Source organism: Reyranella sp. GW821-FHT12G01 (assembly GCF_058806575.1).
The window spans coordinates 3,803,388-3,828,575 of the sequence record NZ_JBXAPV010000001.1 but is presented as its reverse complement, the minus strand read 5'-3'; the positions used below and the strand labels follow the sequence as shown (position 1 = coordinate 3,828,575).

Below are 25,188 nucleotides of genomic sequence, written 5' to 3'. Positions count from 1 at the left end.
GATGGTAGTGAAACCCGGTGGCCGGGCACCCGTTGAGCCCAAATGGCACCCTCCAGACCTCCCCTCGGCCTTGCCCGCAAGCTGCGTGACGACGTCCATGCTGTCACCGCCGGCCAGCCTATGAAGTGGATCACGGTGGGCGAATTGGGCCTGCGTCACCCGAACACGGCGCTGCCTACCCTTGATGCAGCCCTCGCATTGGCGATCGCGCGCGGCTGGATGGAGGGCGAAGGCCAGCCACCAGAGTCGGTGCGTTTGACTGATGAAGGCCGAAGGCTAGGGGCCGGGCAGGATCGGTGACATGGGTCGTTGCAGCCAGCCAGTTCGGGCGCGACACGCCCGACACCGGCTCCGTCTCACACATGCGGTTCCTCGCAACATTTCGTGAAGTGCGGCGTTAATGCGGTGAAACCGTGAGGGGTGCCGCATGAACAAACCTATTCGGATAGCGTCTGCCGAATTGGCGGCGCTTCGCAAACTAGCATTGGCCCGGCGTGAGGCATCAATGCGCATTACCATCGCGAGACTCCTGCAGTCCAAGCATCCTGCAACTACATCGGCGGGCCCGCGATGAGCCTGCCGCGTCGCCGCGTGGACTGGATCACGTTCTTCAGGGAGTTTGCCCGGCCACATGGGATTCGTGTCCGCCTGTCGAAGGAAGAGCCCGGATCCCACTTGGCGGTTCGCGCCGAGAAGCGGCTGCTTAATTTGATCAAGGTCCGTGCTGAGGGCGAGCCCTTCGCCTTGCGCCGCTCCTTCGCCGCCGGCCCGACGATAATCGACTGCGTGTTTGCCTCCGAGGCGGTCGCCGACCGCTTGGCGGCCGAAATCGGCGCCATAACGGTGAAGACACAACCTGGATGGGCATCCAAACGTGAACTCACGGCGAATAAGGTGGAACTCCTCCATCTTCTGAAACTCGGCGAGCGTCCTCGGACCAGGGATGTGCAGGGAGGCAGCTCGCAAGTAGGGCCTGCTGTCAGCTCACCTGAACCGACTGGCACCACTTCGGTGACGCAGGCATTGCAACGCCTCGCAACCTTGACGCCTGAGGAACAGGCGTTGTCGTTGTTCGAAGCCCTGACGCGCAGTTCCTCGATAGTGCGGCCGGCGACCTGAGTGTCGCCGAACACATCACTACCGATGGCGTTAAGACGGCCCTACGTGTAGGTGGGCGCTAAATGAAGAACAGCGTAAAAATCCCTGTGGCGGAGATCACCACCGCCGACGCCACGAGAACATTGATAACGTCATCCATGGGCCGCTCCGAGCAAGGAGTGGGGCCGACTCCCCCGGTGTGTGGCAAGGGAGCCGGCCCATGAGTGCAGTAGCTTGGGATTGAGAGAAGTTACTGGGGACTAACGGTAAGCCGCGAGAAAGGTTGCTTGACACTGCAGTAATAAATTGGTGGCAATTTGTGGCCCGCCGGCCGAAACAATTCGGCGACTTGCGGCAGCCCACGTCCGAGGTAAGAGAACCGATGGCTTCGAAGAGCGACCTTCAACATGCAATCGATTACTGCGACGACCGCCTGCCTGAACTCAAGATCGAGCTTCTGAAGCTGCAAGATGAATCCGCGTCCGCCAAAGACCTGCTTGAAGCTAGCGTCGTGCCGGAGCAGATGGCCCTGATCCGTCGTAGGCGCAGATATCTGAATCGGCGGGTCGGCGAACTCAAGAAAGAGCGATCGAGCGTTATGGAAGAGCGCTCGTTGGCGGTAAACGAATTGAAGGCCCTCTCAGGTAAAAACTGACCCGGCAACGGGCTGTTTTTTTCTTGCGGTTGCTGATCTCTGACCGTCGTCCATGTGCCGGCTGGTTGAAGAGCCGCGCCACGCAGAAAATTTTTGCCCGATTCCGGACAGTGTACTTGTCACACTGAAAATCTCGCTAAATCATCGCCACGGCGGAAGCCATCTGCGCCAGGTAAAGGAAATCAATGCGCTGTTTCTTGATGAGAGGGGGCCATATTGGCGGCGTGGAAATGCTGGATCCAGGACCCGACGATAGCCTGATTGAACAGGCTCGCAATCATTTTGCCCGTCGCGCCAAGGACGATCTTTTCGACGCATTCGAAGTGTGGGATCACGCTCGGCGCGTCTACACGTGGCCGACAGAGCAGACTTTTACTAAAGCCAAAGTTCGACGAGGTCGCGATCTAGGGTAAGCGCCGCTTCGTTAGGTATCGTGGATGGCCCCTCAGACGCCCGACAGCGGCGAGGGTGTGCCACAGCGGACACGAGTCAAAAGCCCGTCGTTCTCAATCCAGCCGTTTGGCCATCTCCATCTCTTGGCATCATGCCAATGGGGTGTTACCCATATTTAAGAGCTGGGATACTGCAGTTAGCACTTGGGCAGGGGCGAAGGGTTTAGATATCAGAACGCTATTGGGGACCCCCAAAGACGACCAATCATTCCCTTCAGAGCCTGTCGTGTAAATCACTGGCATATCAGGTTTCAGCTCTCTGGCATGTCTCGCGACATCCCACCCCGAACCCCCCGCTCCTAGGATGATGTCTGTGACGAGCGCCCGTATTTCATTCGCCCGATCATTGAGGATCGCTATCGCCTCTTGACTTGTGGATGCCAAGACTACGGCGAACCCACCATCTTCAAACGAGGCTTCGAGAACCCTCCGAATTTCCGCTTCGTCTTCGGCGATAAGTACGAGTACCGATGTAGTGTCCATGCCACCCCCTCCGGCCGACACTTGGTGTCGGCGCTGCGTCTTGCTCCTGTAAGGAGGCGCACGCAACGATAGGCAACAATGTTTTGTTCCGGTTTTGCCGGGCGTTAAATTTTTTTGCCAAATGGACAAAGGGGAGATCCAAGCGACCCGAAGCCCCGTAAATGGCCGGCCGAGCGGACTTTTTCGATGAGGTCACAAACCCGGATGAGCGCCGCCGTTTGTCTGGCATCGAGGGCGGGATCTTCGACGCCCGGCATAGTCCTTCTTAGAAGCCAGCGCCGAGGGCGTGCCTTACAGGCCACGCGTCGAGCGTGACGTCGATTGGACCGGAACCGTAAATCACGACAAGCCGTTCCACCGCCATGATCACCCAGCTCAACCCGCCACTGCCTCTCGAAACGCCCAAAGGCTCGGGCCTCGCACATTTCGTTATCGATTACGGGCCGGAATCGCACCTGCTCTGGGTTGTCTTCCTGGATGAAGGAGGGGCGTGCTGGACGGTCCCTCATCCGGAAATTCGGATGCAGAGCAACTGGTCGCTCAAAAGACGTGAGAAGGCCGCAGCGGTTTAGCGGATCTCTAGGGAGCGAACCGTGGAGGCCAACGAAGTAGTGCATCGAGGCGGATGCCTTTGCGGCGCGGTGCGTTACGAAGCACACGGGCCGCCTTTCAAATCCTGCCTTTGCCACTGCACAACCTGCCGCAAGCTGACGGGCTCAGTCGTCTCGGCGACGGCTACTTGGCGCAGCGAGAAGATTCAAATCACGGGCGAACTGACGACGTACGGGAAGCGGTCGTTCTGCCAGAAGTGCGGGTCGAGGCTATTCTATCTGTCCGACGTGGATGCCGAGGTCTTCTTGGGCACGCTAGACGAGGCGCCAAACGGGTTCGCGCCCGATGTGGAGCTGTGGACAAAGCGGCGTGAGGCTTGGCTCCCTCACTTGGGAATTCCTGAGCATCATGAGGACCAAGAAGCTCGAATTGGTTTAGACAATTGAGCGGTTTTCCACAGGGTTTTAGACACTCCGTCGGCCCGCCAAGCTCTTGATTCGGCTATTGGGGCCGTCCGGCTGAAAATCGCAGTGTCGGTGGTTCGACTCCGCCCCTGGGCACCATTCCCTCAACATCGCTAAAATGTTGATCCGCTTGGACTTAGAGCGGGTCGGGTGAATAGTGCTCTTTAGCGCCACTTCGGGAGTTAGACACGCTCCGTCGCAGTGGCTAGACACTTTCCCGTTCCGTTCACGTTCTAGCGGTCCAACGCGTGTAGAGCCCTGACTGAATGACCGGCTTGTTAAGCCGATATTTCTTCATGACACTTACGACGAGGTCATGCACCCAGCGTTGCGAAAGGGGCGAGACGACCACGCTTTCGACAAGCACATCCACGTCGACGAACAAGTTCAGACCCGGCGTGTTTGGAGCGCCGATCAGTGCACATCGAAGTTCGGCCTCATGCTGAAAACTGCGCCTTTTTGTGAACGCTGGATGCAAAGCATTTCCAGTTGGAATCACGTGCGTTTCGTAGTCGTGATATCCCACCGGGCTAATTGTGACGACACGCGGCTGCATGTGAAAGCATCGATGGAGTCTGTCGGCAGTTGATTGGATGGCGATGCCCTGTCCTTGAAGGCTGTATAGCCGCCACATTGCATCTGACTCGCCAGCATTTTGATGCCAGCAGTTGATCAACATCATGTCCCTAGCCGGACTTGTGCTGTTCAGCATGTAGTCAATCATGACGCGGGCGGAGGCTTCGGGTATCTGCTCAAGATTAAGAAGCTTGCGTTGATGCTCTAAGGGAAGCGCTCGAATGGCGTCGTAGTTCCGCAGTTGAGCGTCGGTGATATGCCCCTCATATGGGTCTGCCGCACTCATCGCCTCCAAGCTGCTGAAAAAGAGGCTTTCTGTCGATATGAGTGAGAGAAATTTGGCGAGATCCAAATATCGCCAAATTTTCGTTTCGGGGGCGGCGCTCGGGAAGTCAGGGTGGTGCATCGCTACCATGCGGCTTTACTCCGTTTGCTGAGCGCTTTGAACACACGCAGCGCGCCCGCGGTTATCCGGCCGCCTCATGCGTACAGACATGGGCGCTGGCCAGACTGGCCTTGCAGAGCGCACCGGCAATGTCGTTCATTCCAATCAGTGCTGCTGCGGCGGCTCGGTGCGCTTAGGTTTGTAGCGCAGGTTATTTCGACGGAGTGCTTAGACTTCCGGCGAGTAATTGAATGTGGGGAACCTGAGAAATGATCGATCGTGCGTGATGCGGTGCCAATAGAATTGTGACCCCAAAAACTATGCCATCCAGAAAGTTGCATTCATGTAAGACGATAACATTATAGATGGGCATAGGGGTTTCATTAATGACAATCCAATCGCAGTTGTTAAATGAAACGCCGCTAAATTGTCCGCCTCCCTCAAGGATTACGGTAGCTGGGCCAATTAACTCGCAAGCAATGAAGTTCTTGTTCTCAATCTTGGAGTTAATCGGAGAAACTAAATCGGAAAACTTTATTCGCTGGTTGCGAAAGGTGCTCTCCAGTGGGTTGACGACAGAAACCGTCTCTTTCCATTTACTGGTTGCGGCGGCCTGAGCCCACTTCAGCCTCATATAGGCCACTGCGGCGAGGCTTAGAGATACTGCGAGAGCCCCAGTAATACCTGAGGCGATCCAGGAAAATGGAGCGTATTGGCCAAGAAGCTCAGTTGCCCATGCAGCCCACGCTGTCAGAGCCCCGATGGAAAAAATCCCCATTCCGGAAAGCAGCGACCACATATTGCCGAATCGTTCTGCCCAGCTAAAGAACTTGGACCAGAGTCCTTTTTCGCGTTCTGGCATTCTAGTCTCCGCCGGTTTCAACTAAGGATAGCCGTGGTCATCTGAAAGGCGAGCGGCGTTAGGCTTTGGGGTCAGACCCAAAACGAGCGTGTCGAAGTTTCGCCCGCTCGTCCTGCGTATTCTTGCGATCCTCTGCCTTTAGGGAACAGAGCGTGTCTCCGTGCAATGCAGTCGTTGCAACCTTGACCAACAGAAGCATAATGCACGCTGCATATCTTTTCCAAAGCACAATCAATGAGAGAAACCAATGTCAATTAATAGAGTAGACAAATTCGGTATGCCAACGTCGGCTCGCGCGGAAGCCGTTGCAGTTGCCGCTCCGATTCCATCTTTGAGCCATGTGCAATTTGATCGCGGAAATCTGAATCCTGCGCAATGGATGTACGAACGTATTGTCAAGGAGATCGAGGAGTTTGAGGCCAGTCTGAATGCGGATGAAGAGATTGCTATGTCTCTTACATCGGGCTTGGCGATTCGCATTGCGGACGTCAGTTTTTGGGGCCCAGATATGATCATGCTGATGGGAAATAACGCGGAGGGGCGACCCGTACGCGTTCTTCAGCACTACACCCAAATGAACGTGATCCTTACCGCACTGCCAAAGATCAATGAGCCCGCGCTGCGGATAGGATTCGAGCTTGTTGGCAAGTTGGCTGAGGAGAAACAACCAGCCGATTAGCCGAATGAAGGGCTACTTCGCGGCGAACGCGGGTGGCATATTTTACCATCCAAAGGGCAAAATCCGTGAGTTTTCTGGAAGCTGCAAAGCTAGGCCGCCCGGGAGAAAATTGCGTGTTTCCTTCTCGATATGGCGGCGGTGGTAGCTTTCATGTCGATCTGCCGATGCAGTGCGCCGATATCGCCGGCCATCTCGGTCTCACCATCAAGCCGGTGTCGCGCACGCTGGCGTAGCTCGCGCGCGACTGCGCCGGCAGCCGCTCGATCGACCTGCGTGACCCCACGGCACTGCGTCTTCTTCAGGTCTGGCGCGTGGACGTCCGCGCCCGTTCGCACGTTGACGCAAAAATGCATATTGCCGACACTCCCACGCAATCGAATCAATAAGCGTCAGGGAGGATCACAATGAAAGTCACACGCCGCACGGTGCTGGGTTCGCTTGTCGCGACGACGGCCGCAGGTACCTTGCCGGCCTTCGGGCAGGCGTTCCCCAGCAAGCCGGTGAAGATCGTGGTCGGCTTTGCCGCCGGCGGCGCCACCGACTTCGTGGCGCGCGTTCTGGCCGATGCCTTGAAGGAGAAGTGGGGCCAGTCGGTCATGATCGACAGCCGCACCGGCGCGAGCGGCATGCTGGCGGCGGAGCAGGTGGTGCGGGCGCCGCCCGACGGCTACACGCTGCTCGTCTCGCCGCAGACCTCGATCGCCGTGGCGCCGCAGATCTTCGCGAAGTCGCCTTACGACCCGCTGAAGGACCTGACGCCGATCACCATCCTCAACTCCACGCCGATGCTGATGGTGGCGCATCCGTCTTTCCCGGCCAACAATTTCGCCGAGTTCCTGGCCTATGTGCGCGCCAATCCGGGCAAGGTGACCTTTGCCTCCGGCGGCATCGGCTCGTCGCCGCACATGACCTCCGAACTTCTGAACATGCGCCTCAACATGAAGGCCGTGCACGTGCCCTATCGCGGCGAACAGCCCGCGATCGCCGACGTGATGGGCAACCAGGTGGGCGTCCTGTTCGCCAACATTCCGTCGGCCATGCCCTACGTCCAGAGCGGCAAGCTGAAGGCGCTGGTCACTACTGGCGAGAAGCGCTCGCCGCTCGCGCCCGACGTTCCCACGATCGTCGAGACCGGCGCGGGAGACATTGTCACCGCGACCTGGAACGGGCTCTACGGTCCTGCAGGCATGGCGCCGGAGCTGGTGCAGAAGATCTACACCGACGTCAAAGACGTGCTGGGTCAGGGCGCGGTGCGCGAACGCCTGATCGCCTCGGGCAGCGATATGGTGCTCAACACGCCGCAGCAGTTCGACCAGTATCTCCGGGCCGAGGTGACCCGCTGGGGCCAGGTGATCAAGGCGGCCGACATCCGCGCCGAGTGACGGCCGCCCTGTCTTAACTCAACGCGCGGCGGTTGCCGCGCCGAGAGCATCCGACATGATCTCGAGGCCGCGATCGATCTCGGCCTCGGACACGGTGAGCGCCGGCGCGATGCGGAACACGCCGCCCATGCCGGGAAGCTTCACGATGTTCATGCTGAGGCCGCGCCGCATGGCCTCTTCCATGACCTTGGCGCCGAGGTCGAAACCCGCTGCCTTGGTCTGACGGTCGACGACGACCTCCAGTCCGAGGAGAAGGCCGCGGCCGCGCACATCGCCCACGCAGTCGAACCGCTGTTGCAATGACTGCAGCCCGTCCTTGAGCCTCTGTCCTCGCGCTTTTGCCTGCTCGATCAGGCCGTCGCGCTCGACCACGTCCAGGACCGTCACGCCGACCGCGGCCGGCAGCGGATCGGACGCATGCGTCGTATAGAATAGGAACCCGCGCTCATGGGCCTTCTGCTCGATGGCTTCGGTCGTCATCACTGCCGCCAGCGGCAGGCCGGCGCCCAGCGTCTTGGACAGGGTCATGATGTCGGGCGTCACGCCATCGCGCTGGAAGGCAAACATGTGGCCGGTGCGCGCGATGCCGGTCTGCGCCTCGTCGAGGATGAGCAGCATGCCGCGCTCCTCGCACTTCTTCTTGAGGGCCGCGAGATAGCCGGGCGGCAGTTCGAGGATGCCCCCGCTCGACAGGATCGGCTCGGCGATGAAGGCGGCGAGATTGCCGGTTGATTGCTGATCGACCAGCCTGAAGGCGTCGTCGAGTTCGGTCTGCCAGTCGAGCGAGCCATCCGCCTTCGTGAAACGCGGCCGGTAGGTGTTGGGTGCGGGAATGACGAACGAGCCCACGGCCGCGGGCCCATATCCCCGGCGACCTGCGCTGTAGGTCGCCGACGCCGCGGCGCCCGTCATGCCGTGCCAGCTTTGCGCAAAGGCCACGATCTCATGCCCGCCGGTGACCAGCTTGGCCATGCGGATGGCCGCTTCGTTGGACTCGCCGCCGGTCGTCAGCAACTGCACGCGATCGAGGCCCGGTGCCGCCGCCGCCAGACGCGAGGCCAACTCGACGACGGGGCGGGACAGCATGCCGCTGAACAGGTGGGCGACCTTGCCCATCTGGCGTCCGACGGTCGCGACAATCTCGGGATGGGTGTGGCCGAGAACGGCGCTCATCTGGCCCGAGGTGAAATCGAGGATGGCCTTGCCGTCGGCATCGTAGACGTAGCTGCCTTCGGCCCTCTCCACGATGATCGTCTCGAAGTCGGGTCCATAGCGCGTGAGGTTCTTGCGGGCCGAGGCCCAGAAGCCGGGATCGTCGTTCAGCGACTTGGGCAGCGACATGGGAGCACCTGGAGGAGTTGCAGACATCGATCGCTAACGTCGCCTGCTTCTCGAATCAAATTGATATTAGCTTAGTCCGATATCAGGGATACTGATGCCCATGCAGACCCTCGATCTCGCACTGCTTCGGAGTTTCGCCGTCGTGGCGCGAACGGGCTCGATCAGCGTGGCCGCCCTGCAGATCGGCCGGACGCAGTCGGCGCTCAGCATGCAGATGCTTCGCCTCGAGAAGATGCTGGGGCAGGCGTTCCTGCACCGCAGCGGTTCGGGCGTGCGGCTCACGACGGCGGGCGAAAGGCTTCTGGCGCATGCCGAAGCCCTTCTCGGCCGGCACGACGAGATCGTCGCGGACATGTGCGGGACGGGGATCAGGGGCGCCATCAGCCTGGGATGCCCGGAGGATTACTCGATCGCTTTCTTGCCCAAGATCCTCGAAGGATTCTGCGCGCGGCATCCGGATATCGAGCTGCGCATGATCTGCGCGCCGACGTCGGATCTTCGTCCCCTGCTGCACCGGCGGCAGATCGAGATGGCGCTCGTGTCGGTTCCGGATCCGAAGGCCAAAGAGGTCATCCGGCAGGAGAAGTTCGTGTGGGTGGCGAACGCTGCCAAACCTGATGTCCTGCGCCAGGCCAGTCTCCCATTGGCGCTCTCGGGACCCACGACACTCGACTACAGGGCTGCGTGCGCGGCGATGGATGCGGTCGGCCGGCGCTACAGGATCGCCTTCGCCAGCGACAGTCTGGCCGGCCTCATCGCGATCGCGCGCTCCGGCCACGCGATCAGCGTCCTGACCCGCATGGCCGTCCCGCCGGACCTCCACATCGTCACCGCCGGATTACCGCCGCTTCCCACGATCGGCATCACCGTCGAATTCGCCGACCCGCGACCGTCGCTGGCGGCGCAGGCGTTGGGCGACTACATGCGGGCCGTGTTGCCCGATCTCGGAAGGCGCGGCAGAACCTCTGCCCTGCGCAAGGCATAGGAGAATCTTCATGTCTTCCAATCCGCTCGATCTGTTCCGTCTCGAGAACCGCACCGCCCTGGTGACCGGCGCCCGTCGCGAGATCGGCCGGGCCATCGCGCTCGCGCTCGCCGGCGTCGGCGCGCGGTTGGCGATCCACCACGCCGACACGGAAGAGGAGAGGGCCGATGCCGCTTCGGTGGTGCGCGAGATCGAGCAGGGAGGTGGCACCGCGCGCGCCTTCGGCCAGGACTTCGCGCTCGAGGACGCGGGACACCGGCTGGCCGAAGCCGTTTCCGCCTGGTCTTCGGTCGATATCCTGGTGCTGAATGCCTCGATCGAATTGCCGGAGCCCTATGACGCGATCACGCGCGAGCGGTTCGACAAGCAGATCGCCGTCAACCTGCGCAGCCCGATGGAACTGCTGCAGGACCTCGTCCCGCCGATGGGCCAACGCGGCTGGGGAAGGGTCGTGACCATCGGCAGCGTGCAGCAGATCAGGCCGCATCCGCAGATGCTGGTCTATGCCGGCACCAAGGCGGCGCAATTGAACTGGGCGTGGAATCTCGCCCGGCAGTTCGGCGGGCAGGGCGTCACCGTGAACAACCTCGCGCCTGGCGCCATCCTGACGGCGCGCAATCGCGAACAGATGGCCACCGAGGGCGAGGCGCTCGCGCAACGCATTCCGACCGGCCGGCTCGGCCAGCCCGGCGATCTCGTGGGAGCGGCCCTGCTGCTGTGCTCGGATGCCGGCACCTACATCAACGGCGTCAATCTGTTCGTCGATGGCGGCCGCTCGATCGCCTAGGATCGGCACAGCAAGTCAGCAAGGTTCACATGGCCGCCGCTCCCGAGACTCGACTTTCCGACGCTGAAATACGTGACCTCAAGAAAATCGCCGGGACGATGGTTCCCGAAGACACCGCCCTGCGAATGCCAGGCGCCGACGACCCCGCCATCCTCGACGACATCGTGCGATCGCTGGGCCGCGACCTTCCGTTGGTCCGCGAAGCATTGGCCGCGATCGCAGCGAAGTCCGGTGGTGCTTTCGCTGCGATGGACCGGGACCGCCGCGAAGCCCTGATCAACGAATGGTACGCCGACCGGAACGCCGCGGCCGTTACGCTCGGGCGGGTGATCGTGGGTGCCTATTATCGTGACGATCGCGTCCTGCTGGCGCTTGGGCACGAAGCGCGCTCGCCCTTCCCGAAGGGTTATGTGCTGGAGCAGGGCGACTGGTCGCTGCTCGACGTCGTGCGCGGCCGGGCGCCGCTCTGGCGCGACGATCGCGTCCCTCCGGTCGAGGAGCGCTGACATGGCCGGCAACGAGAAGGTCGACGTCCTGATCATCGGCTCGGGCGCTTCGGGTGCCGCCGTGGCGTGGAGCCTCGCCGAGACGAAGATGCGCATCCTGTGCCTGGAGCAGGGCGACTGGATGAAGCCGACCGACTTCCCCAGCAACGGCCGCGACTGGGAAGCCCGTCGCTACACCGACTTCGAGATCAGCCCCAACCGTCGCGGGCGGGACACCGACTATCCGATCAACGACGACAACTCGCTGATGAAGATCGCGAACTTCAACGGCGTCGGTGGCGGCACGATCATCTACACGGCCCATTGGCCGCGCATGCATCCCTCGGACTTCAAGGTGAAGTCGTTGGATGGCGTGGCCGACGACTGGCCCGTCGACTACTGGGCGCTCGAGAAGTTTTATGACGAAAACGACCGGATGATGGGCGTCTCGGGTCTCGCGGGCGATCCCGGCGTGCCGCCGCGCCATCCGCCGATGCCGCCGATCGGGCTCGGCAAGACCGGCACGCGTTACGGGCAGGCGATGAACCGGCTGGGCTGGCACTGGTGGCCGTCCGACAGCAGCATTGCCACCACCGAATATGAAGGTCGTGCCGGCTGCATCAATCTTGGCCACTGCACGCCGGGTTGCGCGCAGGGCGCCAAGGCCAGCACCGACATTACTTATTGGCCGCTGGCGATCCGCGCCGGCGTCGAGTTGCGCACGCGCTGCCGGGTGCGTGAAATCACGACCGACGAAAACGGCATGGCCGCCGGCGCGATCTACTACGATGCCGATGGCGTCGAGCATTTCCAGCCGGCCGAAGTCGTCATCATGGCCTGCAACGGCGTGGGCACGCCGCGCCTGCTGCTGAACTCGGCCTCCGCCAGGTTCCCGAACGGCCTCGCCAATTCCTCGGGCCTGGTCGGCAAGAACCTTATGCTGCACCCCTGGCCGATGATCTCCGGCTATGTCGACGAGCCGCTGGACGGCGGCCGCGGGCCGATCAACACGATCTGGAGCAAGCAGTTCTACGAGACCGATCCGTCGCGCGACTTCGTGCGCGGCTACACCCTGCAGTTCAGTCGTGGCACCGGCCCGGCCAATCAGGCGATCACCGGTGCGGTCTCCGGCCACCTGCCGTGGGGGCGCGATCACCATCGCCGGTATCGAGAATTGCTCGATCACCGGCTGAACATCGGTGTGGCCTGCGAGGATCTTCCCGAGGAGCACAATCGTGTCACGCTCGACCCCGTGCTGAAGGACAGCAACGGCATCCCGGCGCCGAAGATCGACTACACGATCAGCGAGAACACGCGCCGCATGATGGAGCATGGCATTGCCCGCGCCGAGGAGATCCTGACCGAGGCCGGCGCCACCCGGCTTTATGCTTCGCGGACGGCGCTGAACTATCCGGGCCATCTGCTCGGCACGGCGCGCATGGGCACCGACCCGGGGCGCTCCGTGGTGAACGAATGGGGCCGCAGCCACGACGTGAAGAACCTGTTCATCGTCGACGGCAGCATCTGGGTGACTTCGGGCGGGGTGAATCCGACCTCCACCATCCAGGCGCTGGCGCTCTACATCGCCGACCAGATGAAGCAGCGACTGGCGACGCTGTTCGACTGATTCCGCCAGCCTGTCCGGGTCCCGCAACCAGCTCTGCGCCACAGCCTACGCCCAGGGCGGCGCTGCCGGCAGGGACGGCGTCCCTATCCAGGCGTTTCAGCTCCTGCCGCCACATATGTCGATGCCTTCGCTGCATCGTCGATGGCAGTTAAAGCGTTGAGGGAGAGGTCTTTGGTCGTGGCTTTGCCCGCCGGCAGGCCGGGATCTCCGAGTTCGCGTTCAACTCGAAGAGTGCCAATGCCTGCTGCAAAACTGCAAGGTTACACGGCCCTTTTAGTCTGAAATGCGAACAACACGGATTTTCTTTGGTGAATCCAAAGGGTTATGGGCCGGCTATGGTGACTGCGCATGAGAAAGAAGCGCTAACACCCATATTTTGATCGCGTATATGGTGCTTGCAGAGGTGACGAGCCGCGACCGATGGTGTATCAGAATCAGCGGGTGGAGTACGAATATGACCATCAAGAATAACGATGACGTCGCCCATCTCCTGGATGCAACGGGCCGCACCGGTACGCCCTATCGGGAATTCGAAAGCGCGTCGGATCAGATGTCCGCACCCCTCATAGATGCAATCTTCGGCAAGGCCCCTCCCAGTCCTGTTCAGGAGGAGATGCCGTTGGGTCTCAGTTCGGGGCAGAGCAACGACCTGCTGGCGGATGTTTTCGATCGCGCGCCCGGTATCGGCGCCGCTAAGCCCGCCGATCGCGGCGGCTGGCGGGACGAACCCGCCCGGCCGCATGCCAGCGTGGGCATTCGGGCGCCGGCCCCGGCATCCGCCGGGCCTCAGAGATCGCTTGGCGATATTCGCCGCATCATCACCCAGCCTGTCGACCAGGCGGCGAAATCGCCGTCGAGCGACAATCTCAACGGGCTTTTTGAACGACTGGCAGGCTGATGTCGGTTGTCTGCTTTTGTTCGCCGAAGGGCGGTGTAGGCAAGACGTCTCTCAGCATCAACGTGGCGGGCGTGCTGGCACGTTCTGGTCTGCGGGTGCTCGTCGTGGATCTCGACGTCCAGAATTCGATGCGCCTGCATGCCGGCATCCAGCTCGCGGACGATCGTGGCTGGGCACCGTGTCTGATCTATGGCCGCTCCATCCGCGACGGTGTCCTGACGGCCGGCAGCAATCTCCTCGTCCTGCCGTTCGGGCAGGTCAACGGAAGCCAGCTTCATGCCGTGACCGATCACCTGGCGCGCAACGAGAACTGGCTCGCGAACACGCTGGCGCCGTTCATCGAGCGCGGCTTCGTCATCGTCATCGATACGCCGCCGGGACCGTCGGTCTTTCTCGACCAGACCCGTTCGATCTCGACCCTCGACATCGTCGTCCTGCAGGCCGACGCCACCTCCGTGTCGCTGCTGTCGCAGGTGGAATCGCAGAGTTTCCTCGGGCGTCCGCCTGAGGGAAGGCAGCGCCAGGTGCGCTATGTCTTCAATCTCGTGGACATGCGCCGCAAGCTGACGCGCGACGTGATCACCTTGCTGCGGCGCCGGCTCGGTCAGTCGATGATCGGCATCGTGAACTATGACGACAGCTTCGGTGATTCGGTGGCGCACCAGCAGCTCCTGGTCGACCGGGCGCCGGTGAGCAAAGCCGCGGCCGACGTGCGTGGCCTCGCTGCGGCGGTGCAGGGATTGATCCTTTCCGGTGGGGACACGGGGCCGCCATGAGCCTGCTCAGCGACGCGCTGCCAGTCGGAACACGGCGAGTCTCGATCGCCACGAGGCTTTTCTATCTCTTTGTCTCGTTCATCGCCCTGGCGCCGGCCGCCTTCGTCATCATCACGCCCTTCGATCTTCAGACGCAGGCCATCTTCGCCGTCTTCACGGCAGTCATCTTCCTGATCGTTAACCGCTTCCAGAGTCGCACGGCGACCCTGATCATCGTCTCGCTGTCGGCCATCGTGTCGACCCGCTATCTGTGGTGGCGGACGACCCAGACGCTGGGCTTCGTCGATCCGTTCGACATGATGTTCGGCTACGGCCTCTATGCCGCCGAGGTCTATGCCTGGGTCGTGCTGATGATCGGCTATTTCCAGGTGCTGTGGCCGCTCGAGCGGCAGCCGGCGCCGTTGCCGGCCGAGGTCAAGGAATGGCCGACCGTTGACGTCTATATCCCGACGTACAACGAAAGCATCGACGTGGTGAAGCCGACCGTGCTGGCGGCGATGGCCATGGATTATCCGGCTGACAAGTTCAACGTCTACATTCTCGATGACGGACGGCGGCCGGAGTTCAAGCGCTTCGCCGAGGCGGCGGGCTGCGGCTACCTGATCCGGCCGACCAACGAGCACGCCAAGGCCGGCAACATCAATCACGCGCTGACGATCACCAAGGGCAAGCTGATCGCGATCTTCGATTGCGACCATATTCCCACGCGGGCATTCCTGCAGATGACCGTCGGCTGGTTCCTGCGCGATCCCAAGCTCGGCATGCTGCAGACGCCGCATCATTTCTATTCGCCCGATCCGTTCGAGCGCAATCTCGGCACCTTCGGCCGCGTGCCCAACGAGGGCCAGCTCTTCTATGGCCTGATCCAGCCGGGCAACGACTTCTGGAACGCGACCTTCTTCTGCGGCTCGTGCGCGGTGCTGAGCCGCGAGGCGCTCGACGAAGTCAACGGTATCGCCGTCGAGACGGTGACCGAGGACGCGCACACCTCGCTGCGCATGCATCGCAAGGGCTGGAACACCGCCTATCTCCGCTGGCCGCTGGCCTCCGGTCTGGCGACCGAGCGCCTTTCGATTCATATCGGCCAGCGCATGCGCTGGGCGCGCGGCATGATCCAGATCTTCCGCACCGACAATCCGCTGCTGGGGCGGGGCCTGAGCTTCGGACAGCGCATTTGTTACCTGAATGCGATGATGTACTTCCTGTTCCCGGTGCCACGGTTCGTCTTCCTCACGGCGCCGGTGGCCTATCTGCTGACGTCGCAGAACATCATCGTCGCAAGCGCGCTCATGGTCATGGCCTATGCCGGGCCGCACATGTTCCACACGCTCTGTACGCAGTCGCGCCTCGACGGGCGCTACCGCTATTCGTTCTGGGGCGAGATCTACGACAACGTGCTGCTGTTCCACATCATGGGGCCGACGCTTCTCGCGCTGATCAACCCCAAGGCCGGCAGCTTCAACGTCACCAGCAAGGGCGGCGTGCTAGAGAAGGAACTCTACGACACGCCGATCATGCGCCCGCTGATGATCCTCGCGGTGGTGCTGCTGGGCGCCATCGGCATCGGCTTCTACCGGCTTCTCTTCACCGAGCTGTTCCCGGGCGATGCTCCCGTTCTCTGGATGAACCTGTTCTGGTGCTTCTACAGCGCCTTCACCGTGTTCGCCGCCCTCGCGGTCGGCCGCGAGAGACGCCAGGTCCGCGCCCAGCCGCGCGTGCGGATCAGGCAGCCCATCGCACTCTACTTCGATGGTCGGCGCTCGTTGATGGGACGTACCGAGGATCTCTCCCTGGGTGGCGGCCTGCTGCGCATGGACGACATCGCGGCCGACCTCGGCGTGAACGAGGAAGTCGTCATCAACTTCGAGCAGATAGAAGGCACTTCAGCGGTTCCTGCACGTGTCGTCGCCGTCAACGGTCGTGAAGTCCGTCTCGAGTTCATGCCGGAATCGCTCGACGACGAGCGCACGATCGTCAGCGCCGTGTTCGGGCGCGCCGATGCCTGGCTCAACTGGGACGACCGGCCGCCGGACACTGTCGGCAAGTCCCTGGTCGATCTGTCCGGCGCCATTCGCGGCCTGGCCGGCATGGCCCGTCGCAATCTGCGCCGACCCAAGCCCGTGCAGCAGCCGTTGCCGGCGCCGCCGAGGCCGACGTGAGGTTTGCAACGGTCCGTCGTACCGCGACGGTGCTTGTTCTCGCGATCATTGCCCCTGCCGCCGCGCAACAGACCTTCGACACGCTGCCGGGGTCTGAGCCGCTGCCGATGATCTTCGCGCAGCCGGGCAAGCCGCAGGTCCAGCCGGTCCAGCTGACGCAGCCCACCCAGCTCACGCCGAAGTTCGAGCTGCCCACGACCTTTCCGTCCATCCCGTCGGGTGTCGCGGTCATTCCGCCGCCCGATTCACAGGGTCAGCGGCTGCAGGGGCCCTTGCCGACCACCACGCCGATGCCGCCGGCAAACGTGGCAACGCCGATCGTGCCGCCGACGATTCCGTCCACCGGCAGTCCGGTGCCCGCCGGAGCACAGCGGCCGTCCTCTCCGCAAGCGCTTCCGCCGGCCGCCCCGGCTCCCGCTCCAATTCAGACCCCGTCGCCGGTCGCGGTTGCGCCGGCGCCCGTGGCGCCTGCCGCACCGGTGGTGACGTCGCCGCCGTCGACTGTTCCGCCCGCGGCTCCCGCCGTGACGGCGACACCTGTTCCGCCGCCCGGACCGGGCCGGCCCGACGTGTCGCCGGTCCCGTCACCGCTGCCGGTGACTGGGTATCCGATGTTCACCGGCACGACGGATGCCCGCAACCAGGTCATCCGCCTGCGTGACATTCGCGGCCGCGCGCTTCATCTCGAAGGGGCTGCGTCCGAGGCCGGCGTCGCCTTCACGACCCGCCAGGACGATGCCTTCGTCGCGGCACGCATCAGCCTCGTCTTCAGTTATTCCCAAGCCGTCGCCCGCGATGAAGGCGAGCTCCTGGTGTTTCTCAACAACGAGCCGATCGGCTCGGTTCTCCTTGGCAAGTCGAGGGGGCCCAAGGCGCGCGCCGACTTCACCTTCACGCCGGCGCTGCTCTCTACCGACAACCGCCTGCAGTTCCGTTTCGCCCTCAAGGGCCAGGGCGCCAATGCCTGCAAGCTCGAGCGCGACAAGAACGTCTGGGTGAACATCGAGCCCGCCACGTTCATCTTCCTCAGCACGACACGGCTACCGCTCGCCGACGATCTGTCCTTCCTGCCGCGTCCCTTTGCCGATCCGAAGGACCCGCTGCCGCTCAGCCTGCCGTTCGTCCTGCCGACCAATCCGGAACCCGGCGTGATACAGGCGGCCGGCATGGTCGCCGGCTATTTCGGCCTGATCGCCGGAGCCAAGGGTGCGTCGTTTCCCGTGCAGTACACGGGCCTGCCCGCCGGCAACGCCGTGGTCTTGGTCAAGGGCGACCACTATCCCACGGGTGTCGCCGCCATTCCCGGGCAGGGCCCGCGCGTGGCGATCGTCGCCAACCCCTCGCAGGTCGACAGCAAACTGCTGCTGATCATCGGCGAGAGCGCCGAGGAATTGCAGGCGGCCGCGGGGACCGTGGCGACGGCGGGGCCGCGCCTGAATGGCGGCTGGTCGGTCGCCAACGAAGCCTTGCCGCCGCCGCGACAGCCCTATGACGCGCCCAAGTGGATTCCCAGCAATCGGCCGGTGCGACTCGGCGAACTCCCTGACGGCGGGGCGCTGAACGGCCGCCGGCTGATCGATTCCGCTCAGGTGTCCTTCCGCACGGCGCCGGATCTGTTCTTCGGCGCCCTGTCGGGCGGCACGATGTACCTGCATATCCGTCGCGCCGACGACAGTTGGGTCGATGCCGGCAATTCGCGCGTCTTCGTCGACCTCAACCAGCGCATCGTCGGCGAGATCCCGCTGGAGCCCAAGCTGAAGGTGCTGTCGCGCCTGAAGGAATGGCTGTTTCCGGGCAAGGCCGACGATCGCGTGAGCCAGGTGCTGCTGCCGGGCTTCCAGCTCGTGAGCCAGAACCATCTCGACTTCATGTTCGAGCTGCGCGCCAAGCCCGACGCCGATTGCGAGATGCTCGACTGGAGCGATCGCACGGGCATCGATCCCAATTCGACGATCGATCTCAGCCGCGTGGCCCACTTCGCGGCTTTCCCGAACCTGGCGCTGTTCGCCAACGCGGGCTTCCCGTTCACCCGTTACGCCGATCTCGCGACCACCGCATTCGTGATGCCGGAAACCTCGTCGCCGGAAGAGGTCCAGGCGCTTCTCAACATGCTCGGCATGATGGCCGACTCCACGGGTATCACGCCGAACCGCTACAAGGTCGTTGACGCCGCCCATGTCGACCAGGTCGCGGACCGGGATCTCATCGTCATCGGCCTCGACTCGACCCAGCCTTTGCTCAAGCAGTGGGCGAGCAACAACTCCGTACAAATCACCAGCACGAGCGTCACCGCCACGCCCGGGCTCAGCTTCCTGCAGCGACAGTTCCAGCCGGTCGATCCGCGGGCACCTTATTATCGAGGTGCCGCCCCGGAACTGGCCAAGGCCAATCTCGGGAAGCCCTTTGCCTACCTTTCCAGTTTCTGGTCGCCGCTGAACGAAGACCGGCTGGTCGTCATGGTCGGCAGCACCCAGCCGGCGTCCCTGGTGGAGATGAGCAATCAGCTGGGCGATCCAGAGCAGGTCGCCAACGTGCAGGGCGATTTTTATTATGTTACAGGTGGTAAGGGCGAGTTCTACACGTCCGGTGTGAGGAAGTTCGTCGGTGGGTTGCCAATTTGGTGGCGAATTCAATGGCTTGCCGGGTCTTTTGAACTTGCTGCATTCATTTGCGTGATTTGTGTTATATTGATATTCGCGGTTACGATTGAACGATTCTCGGCGAACAGGGCGAACCGGCTTCTTGTTCGGGGATTGCCGGACAGACGAACGGAAGCCGTTTGATTTTGAGGAGTCATGGGTAAGACAAAGCGTTCGGAGCGAAGCGGGGCCATCAGGAGCGTTCTCGCCAGCGCCGTCGTTGCCTTGTCTGTTCCGGGCCAAGCATGGGCGGCACCTCAGCCGTCCGCTGATTCCTCCTCGTCATCCGTCTACGGGCTTTTGTTCGAACAGGCGACGATGTGGCGGGAGCGCAACCGCCCCGACCTCGCCGCGCAGTCGCTGCGAAAGATCTTGGAGAGCCAGCCCGACAATACCGAGGCCCTGTTCCAGCTCGGCTCGATCGAATTGCAGAGCCAACGCTTCGACCAGGTGCGCGCGACCATCCAGCGCCTGCGCCAGATCGATCCCAACGATGCGCGGGCGGCCGAACTCGAGCGTGCGATGGCGGTCGGACAGACCGACGAAGTGGCGCTGGCGGAAGCCCGCCGGCTTGCTGCGGCCGGCGCCTACGATCGCGCCATCGCGATGTACCAGCGCGCCTTCCGTGGTGGGCCGCCGCCCTTCGATCTCGCCGTCGAATACTACGAAACGCTGGCGGGAACGGGCACCGGCTGGGAGGAGGCGCGGATCCGCCTCAAGGCGTTGGCAGAACGCAGTTACGCGACGTCACGCACCAAGTTCGCCTACGCCCGCGTGCTCACCTACAACGAGCAGACACGGCGCGAAGGCATTGTTTTGTTGGCCGAACTGGCGAGCGACCCCGCCGTCGGGCAGGCGTCGTTCGAAGCGATGCGTCAGGCCATGCTCTGGCTGACGGTCGGGCCACAGGACAAGCCGTTCTTCGAGTCTTACCTGAAGCGCTTCCCCGGCGACACGGTGGTGCGCGACCGACTCACCGATTCGCAACGGCCAGTGCGACAGGATCCGCTGGGCGCGGCCATCAACGAGGGCTACCGGCTTCTCGATCAGAACCTGCCCGACCAAGCGGCCGCACGCTTCGAGGGCGTGCTGCAGTCCGATCCGACCAACGCCGATGCGGTGGCCGGCATCGGCATCGTGCGGCTGCGCCAGGAACGCTTCGCGGATGCCAAGGACCAGCTCGAGAAAGCCATCAAGATGGCGCCGAGCCGTTCGGGCGAATGGGCGCAGGCGCTCGAGTCGGCAAATTTCTGGCTGTCCTACCGCGACGCCGTCGCGATGCGCGATCGCGGCGACTTTGCCCAGGCAGAGAAGATCGTCCGGCCGCTCGCCGATAATACCGGGACCGCCAAGGAACGCGGCATGGCGCAGGCCCTGATGGGCGACCTGCTGCGCCGCCAGGGCAAGGCACGCGAAGCCGAGGGCTACTATCGCGAGGCGCTCAATCGCGATCCCGGCAACAAGGAAGCGCAGGCCGGCCTCTATCAGGTCATGACCGCTCAGGGTCGCGACACGCGTACCGATCCGCTGCTCGCCAATCTCGATCCCTCCGTTCGCAACCGCATCCAGTCCGACGGCAGCCAGGAAGCCGCGCAGCGCCTGCGCACCCAGGCCGTCGGCCTCGAACGCTCGCAGCCCGAGCGTGCCGAACAGCTCTTCCGCGATGCCATGCGCATGGACCCGTCCAGCCCGTGGATCCGCTACGACCTCGCGAAGTTCCTGGTGAAGCGTGGCCGCGCTGCCGAAGCACAGGCGCTGATCGACGATCTGGTCGCCAGCGGGCGGCCCGAGAGCATTTACGCCGCCGCCGTCTACTATTCCGAACAGCAGCGCACCGGCGAAGCCGTCGCCTTGCTCGATCGCATTCCGGTCAACCAGCGCTCGGCGCGGATGAACACTTTGCGTAACGATCTGCGCAATGCCGGCGATACCGACCAGCTCATCGCCGCGGCGAAGGCAGGCGATGCCGGCGCACGTGCCACGCTGGCCGCGCGTGCCAACGCCGCGAACGCGACGCCCGCACAGCAGGCCAATGCGGCGCTGGCGCTGGCCAAGGTCGGCGAGAAGGCACAGGCGATGGCCGTCGTCCGTCGTCTTCAGGTCCGCAACGACCTGAGCGCCGATACGCTGCGCACGTTGTTCTACGCCTCAACGGAAGCGGGTCAGGACGCCGAGGCCAACGCGCTGCTGGCGCGCATCTCCAAGAACACCGGCGGCCGCGATGTGGCGAACCTTCAGGAGTCGCTGGCGATCCAGCAGTCCGACCGGTTGCGCCAACAGAAGAACCTGACGGCCGCCTACGACGTGCTGCTGCCCTATGTGTCCGGCGCGTCGCCCAGTGTCGGCGCGCGGCTGGCGCTGGCACGGGTCTACACGGCCTCCGGTTTCTCGGATCAGGCGATCCAGGTGCTCGACGGCATCATGGTCTCGTCGCCGGCAGATGCGGATACGCTGCAGCAGGCCGTGAACATCGCGGTCGATCTCAAGCGTTACGAGCGGGCGGACGTCTGGATGGCCGAGGCGTTGCGCCTGCAGCCGGACAATCCGCGTCTCTACATGGTCCAGGCGCGCCTGCTGCGCGCCCGCGGCGACACGACGGGCGCCAAGCGCGCGCTCGATACGGCGCAGCAGCTCAACCGCGGCCTGCGCCAGACCGAATTGGCGCCGACGCCCGAGCCGGTGCCGGCCTCGACTGCTCCCGTGCAGCGCGCCGCAGTCGCTGCTGCAGAGGTGCCTGCCACGAAGAGTGCTCCTGCCGCTCCTGCGGAAGTGGCGGCGCTGCGACCCGATGGCCGAAGCGACGATGCCGCGCTGATGGCCGAATTCGAACGGCGCGTTGCCGCGAAGAAGGCTTCGGGCACCAGCACCGATGGCGCACCGAGCCGGAACGAGGTGCTGTCGCTCGACCGGCCGTCGCTGGCGACGCCGGCCGTGCTGACGGCGCAGGCCGGGCCGATCCCGGCGCCTGTCCAGGTGGCGCAGAATCCGCTGGTTCCCTTGCGTCGGCCGGGCGGCGAGAGCGCGCCGAGCTCGACAATGAATTCGATGACGCCGCCGCCGATCCCGGGCACGCCCGGCGTGCCCTCGGGCTCGATGGGCGACACCGATCCGCTCAGCCGCGAGATCGACCGTGAACTCACGTCGCTGAAGAAGCAGACGGCGATCATCGTGGATGGTGGCCTGGGCTTCCGTGGCCGCTCCGGCGAATCGGGTCTCGGCCGCATCAACGAACTCAACGTGCCGATCAAGGCGCGCATCCCCATCGGCAATGCGTCGCTCGTGCCGACGATCATGCCGGTCACGATCGACGCCGGTACGATCGCCGGAGATCCTGCGACCCTGTCGCGCTACGGCGCGAACGGCATCGTCGGGTTGGCCGGCGCCATCCAGCCGAACAATGCGCGGGCCACGGGTATCGCCTTCGGCATGGGCATCGACTGGGGGCGGCTCAGCCTCGACGTCGGCAGCACGCCGCTCGGCTTCCCGATCGCCAACATCGTCGGTGGCATCGCCTGGAACCAGCCGCTCGGCAATACGATGAACATGAAGCTCGAAGCGTCGCGCCGGGCTGTTACCGATTCCGTGCTGTCGTATGCCGGTGTGACCGATCCCATCACAGGTACGACCTGGGGTGCGGTGACGCGCTACGGCGGCGAGGCGATCATCAGCTACGACGATCAGGCGCTCGGCATCTACACCAAGTTCTCCTATGGCTACTACATGGGCACGAACGTCCCGACCAATCAGTCCTACGAGTTCACCTCGGGCGCCTACTTCAGGCCGATCAAGGAGGAGGACCAGGAACTCAAGATCGGGATCTCGGCGACCTACCTGAGCTACAACCAGAATCTCAGCTACTTCACCTTCGGCCAGGGTGGCTATTTCAGCCCGCAGAGCTTCTACAGCCTGACCTTCCCGGTCGACTGGACGGAAACCTCCGGCAAGTTCAAGTACAACGCCGGCGCGACCTTGGGCGTGCAGAGCATCCAGCAGAGTTCGGCGCTGTTCTTCCCAAACAATTACTATTTCCAGAACGCGGCAAACATTCTGGCGTCGAGCGGCGTTTCCTCGATTTCCCCGATTTTCCCGTCGCAGAGCAACACGGGCATCGCCTTCGGCCTGCGGCTGGGTTTCGAATACGCAGCGACCGAGCGGACTTCGATCGGCGCCAAGGCGAATTTCGACAACGCCTACCAGTACGATCAGGGCACAATTCTGCTATTCCTGAGAAGCTCGTTTAACTAGCTCTGGTTCAGAACGGACTTTTGATGGCTGTCCGCCCCGCAAACACTTCCTTCGATGCGATGACCCTCGCGGCCGCCGCCAAACGCTCCTGTCCGCCGCAGTGGCGGATCTTCATGGAGGCGCTGGCATCGTCGCTGTCCCAGATCGCTGGCGACGAGCAGGCATTGCGCGTCCTGGCCGGTGTCGGCTCGGCCATCGCCAAGGAGCAGGCCGTGCCGGCCTGCAACTCGCTCGTCGACCTCAGGGCGGCGATGAACGCGAGCCTGCAGATCCTCGACTGGGGGCAGGTCGATATCTACGAGGCCGAGAAGGCGCTCGAGTTCGTCGTCATTGGCTATCCCTGCTTCGAAGGCGTCGAGGCGCAGACCGCGTTCGCCGCCATCCTCGAGGCGCTTCTGGAAGGCTGGCTGACCCAGCAGGCGGCGCGGCCGGGCCTCTCGATGCGTCTCGTCGAACGCGGCGGCGGATCCTACCCACCGTTGGTCTTTCGATACGAACGGTCCGGCCTGTAGCGATGGATTCGCGCCGACGGCTGCTGAAAGCGGGCATCGGTCTCACGGCGCTTGCGCTCGGTCGTCCTGCCGCCGCTCAAACGGATCCGAACTGGCAGGCTTACAAGCGCCGGTTCATCGTCGACGACCGCCGCGTGATCGACAGCGGCAACAACAATGTCAGCCACTCCGAGAGCCAGGGCTGGGGGCTGCTGTTTGCCCAGAGCTACGACGACAAGGCGACCTTCGAGAAGATCTGGGATTGGACGTCGAAGTCCCTGCAGCGGGGCGATGGCCTGTTTTCCTGGCGCTGGTCTCCCAACACGGTCGATCCGGTTCCCGACAAGAACAACGCGGCCGACGGCGACATCCTGATCGCCTGGGCGCTCATGCGCGCCGCCGCGAAGTGGAACGAATCGCGTTGGCTGCAACCGTCCCGGCGCATCCAGTCGGCGATCCTCGAGCGCCTGGCGATCGAATTCCAGGGCAAGCTGATCCTGCTGCCCGGCGCGCAGGGCTTCGCCCGCGGCAGCCGGTACGTGGTCAATCTCTCCTACTACGTCTGGTCGGCGATCCACGATTTTGCCGAGGGCGCGGGTGATCGGACCAAATGGCGCCGCCTCGAAGCCGATGGGTTGTGGCTCCTCGACAATGCAGCCTTCGGCGACTACCGGCTGCCGCCGGACTGGTTGCTGTTCGGCCACCAGGCCTTCAGGGTGGCCGACGACTGGAAGCCCTATTTCGGGTTCGATGCCATACGCATCCCGCTTTACCTCGCCTGGCACAACCAGGCCTCGCGCCTTGGCCGGTTCGTGACGGCCTGGAAGACGCCGAGATTTGGTGGACGTCCGCCGGCCTGGATCAATTTGGACGACGGCGCCGTGGCGCCCTTTTCATCCAGCGGCGGCTATGTGGCCGTGGCCGCCTCCGTGCAGTTCGTGGCCGACGGGGCCAAGGGCGCGCCGCCGGTTGCCGCGATCACCGACGACGACGACTACTATTCCGCCAGCCTGAAGCTGCTCTCGAATCTGGCGAGCCAAGAAGCACCCAGTGCAAAACGCACATAGCCGGCTGCTCGGGGCAAGGTCTCGAGGGGTCACGGTACTGTAATGGACCATGACATAACCGACCCGGTTCGATACGGTGAGGCTCGTGGCCTTGAGGATA

Annotated in this window: 21 protein-coding genes; 17 read left to right on the top strand and 4 right to left on the bottom strand. The window is 63.3% G+C overall.

Annotation, left to right across the window (positions count from 1 at the left end; genetic code table 11):
- The first annotated feature begins 570 nt into the window (after window positions 1-570).
- Window positions 571-1,119 carry a hypothetical protein gene (locus AC1RP5_RS18495; protein ID WP_493112921.1) on the top strand — a complete coding sequence of 183 codons (549 nt, stop codon included), beginning with the start codon at window positions 571-573 and terminating at the stop codon, window positions 1,117-1,119.
- 361 nt (window positions 1,120-1,480) lie between these two features.
- Window positions 1,481-1,753, top strand: coding sequence for a hypothetical protein (locus tag AC1RP5_RS18490; RefSeq protein ID WP_493112919.1), 273 nt, complete (start codon window positions 1,481-1,483; stop codon window positions 1,751-1,753).
- A gap of 542 nt (window positions 1,754-2,295) precedes the next feature.
- Here AC1RP5_RS18490 and AC1RP5_RS18485 read toward each other — a convergent pair.
- Complete coding sequence (locus AC1RP5_RS18485; protein WP_493112917.1) at window positions 2,296-2,688, bottom strand: response regulator; 393 nt, start codon at window positions 2,686-2,688, stop codon at window positions 2,296-2,298.
- Window positions 2,689-3,050: 362 nt separating this feature from the next.
- Here AC1RP5_RS18485 and AC1RP5_RS18480 point away from each other — a divergent pair, with 362 nt between their 5' ends.
- Together AC1RP5_RS18480 and AC1RP5_RS18475 are read left to right on the top strand one after the other, a co-directional pair.
- A complete protein-coding gene (locus tag AC1RP5_RS18480) occupies window positions 3,051-3,260 on the top strand; it encodes a hypothetical protein (protein WP_493112915.1) in 210 nt (69 codons plus the stop codon).
- Window positions 3,261-3,281: 21 nt separating this feature from the next.
- Entirely contained in the window at window positions 3,282-3,686 is a 405-nt protein-coding gene (locus tag AC1RP5_RS18475) for a GFA family protein (RefSeq protein ID WP_493112914.1), read from the top strand.
- Between the two features lie 244 nt (window positions 3,687-3,930).
- Here AC1RP5_RS18475 and AC1RP5_RS18470 read toward each other — a convergent pair whose 3' ends face one another.
- The gene (locus tag AC1RP5_RS18470; protein ID WP_493112913.1) at window positions 3,931-4,695 is read right to left on the bottom strand and encodes a hypothetical protein; all 765 of its coding nucleotides are present in this window, start codon (window positions 4,693-4,695) and stop codon (window positions 3,931-3,933) included.
- A gap of 181 nt (window positions 4,696-4,876) precedes the next feature.
- A complete protein-coding gene (locus AC1RP5_RS18465) occupies window positions 4,877-5,527 on the bottom strand; it encodes a hypothetical protein (RefSeq protein ID WP_493112912.1) in 651 nt (216 codons plus the stop codon).
- Window positions 5,528-5,774: 247 nt separating this feature from the next.
- On the opposite strand from AC1RP5_RS18465, the gene AC1RP5_RS18460 reads away from it, so the two are divergent.
- Both AC1RP5_RS18460 and AC1RP5_RS18455 read left to right on the top strand, forming a co-directional pair.
- Window positions 5,775-6,206 carry a DUF6173 family protein gene (locus tag AC1RP5_RS18460; protein WP_493112911.1) on the top strand — a complete coding sequence of 144 codons (432 nt, stop codon included), beginning with the start codon at window positions 5,775-5,777 and terminating at the stop codon, window positions 6,204-6,206.
- 404 nt (window positions 6,207-6,610) lie between these two features.
- Window positions 6,611-7,588 (top strand): Bug family tripartite tricarboxylate transporter substrate binding protein, encoded by a 978-nt coding sequence (locus AC1RP5_RS18455; protein ID WP_493112909.1) that lies wholly within the window; start codon window positions 6,611-6,613, stop codon window positions 7,586-7,588.
- Window positions 7,589-7,606: 18 nt separating this feature from the next.
- Here the strand turns inward: AC1RP5_RS18455 and AC1RP5_RS18450 are convergent, their stop codons facing one another.
- The gene (locus tag AC1RP5_RS18450) at window positions 7,607-8,929 is read right to left on the bottom strand and encodes an aspartate aminotransferase family protein (RefSeq protein WP_493112907.1); all 1,323 of its coding nucleotides are present in this window, start codon (window positions 8,927-8,929) and stop codon (window positions 7,607-7,609) included.
- 100 nt (window positions 8,930-9,029) lie between these two features.
- On the opposite strand from AC1RP5_RS18450, the gene AC1RP5_RS18445 reads away from it, so the two are divergent.
- The 11 genes from AC1RP5_RS18445 (at window position 9,030) to AC1RP5_RS18395 (ending at window position 25,088) form a co-directional block, all read left to right on the top strand.
- The gene (locus AC1RP5_RS18445) at window positions 9,030-9,914 is read left to right on the top strand and encodes a LysR family transcriptional regulator (RefSeq protein WP_493112906.1); all 885 of its coding nucleotides are present in this window, start codon (window positions 9,030-9,032) and stop codon (window positions 9,912-9,914) included.
- A 10-nt stretch (window positions 9,915-9,924) separates the two neighbouring features.
- Window positions 9,925-10,701 (top strand): SDR family NAD(P)-dependent oxidoreductase, encoded by a 777-nt coding sequence (locus tag AC1RP5_RS18440; protein WP_493112905.1) that lies wholly within the window; start codon window positions 9,925-9,927, stop codon window positions 10,699-10,701.
- A 29-nt stretch (window positions 10,702-10,730) separates the two neighbouring features.
- Complete coding sequence (locus AC1RP5_RS18435) at window positions 10,731-11,207, top strand: hypothetical protein (protein ID WP_493112904.1); 477 nt, start codon at window positions 10,731-10,733, stop codon at window positions 11,205-11,207.
- A gap of 1 nt (window position 11,208) precedes the next feature.
- Window positions 11,209-12,813: a GMC family oxidoreductase gene (locus AC1RP5_RS18430; RefSeq protein ID WP_493112902.1), complete on the top strand. Its 1,605-nt coding sequence runs from the start codon at window positions 11,209-11,211 to the stop codon at window positions 12,811-12,813.
- Window positions 12,814-13,267: 454 nt separating this feature from the next.
- On the top strand, window positions 13,268-13,711 hold the full coding sequence (locus AC1RP5_RS18425) for a hypothetical protein (RefSeq protein ID WP_493112901.1): 444 nt from the start codon (window positions 13,268-13,270) through the stop codon (window positions 13,709-13,711).
- Window positions 13,711-14,487, top strand: a complete 777-nt coding sequence (locus AC1RP5_RS18420; RefSeq protein WP_493112900.1) for a cellulose synthase operon protein YhjQ/BcsQ — start codon at window positions 13,711-13,713, stop codon at window positions 14,485-14,487. The genes AC1RP5_RS18425 and AC1RP5_RS18420 overlap by 1 nt, the downstream gene beginning before the upstream one ends.
- Window positions 14,484-16,646 carry a UDP-forming cellulose synthase catalytic subunit gene (gene bcsA / locus AC1RP5_RS18415; protein WP_493112899.1) on the top strand — a complete coding sequence of 721 codons (2,163 nt, stop codon included), beginning with the start codon at window positions 14,484-14,486 and terminating at the stop codon, window positions 16,644-16,646. The genes AC1RP5_RS18420 and bcsA overlap by 4 nt, the downstream gene beginning before the upstream one ends.
- A complete protein-coding gene (locus tag AC1RP5_RS18410; protein ID WP_493112898.1) occupies window positions 16,643-19,429 on the top strand; it encodes a cellulose biosynthesis cyclic di-GMP-binding regulatory protein BcsB in 2,787 nt (928 codons plus the stop codon). The genes bcsA and AC1RP5_RS18410 overlap by 4 nt, the downstream gene beginning before the upstream one ends.
- A gap of 174 nt (window positions 19,430-19,603) precedes the next feature.
- Window positions 19,604-23,530 (top strand): cellulose biosynthesis protein BcsC, encoded by a 3,927-nt coding sequence (locus AC1RP5_RS18405; RefSeq protein WP_493112897.1) that lies wholly within the window; start codon window positions 19,604-19,606, stop codon window positions 23,528-23,530.
- Window positions 23,531-23,553: 23 nt separating this feature from the next.
- The gene (gene bcsD / locus AC1RP5_RS18400; RefSeq protein ID WP_493112895.1) at window positions 23,554-24,042 is read left to right on the top strand and encodes a cellulose biosynthesis protein BcsD; all 489 of its coding nucleotides are present in this window, start codon (window positions 23,554-23,556) and stop codon (window positions 24,040-24,042) included.
- 2 nt (window positions 24,043-24,044) lie between these two features.
- Window positions 24,045-25,088 (top strand): family 8 glycosyl hydrolase, encoded by a 1,044-nt coding sequence (locus tag AC1RP5_RS18395; RefSeq protein WP_493112893.1) that lies wholly within the window; start codon window positions 24,045-24,047, stop codon window positions 25,086-25,088.
- The last annotated feature ends 100 nt before the right edge of the window (window positions 25,089-25,188 follow it).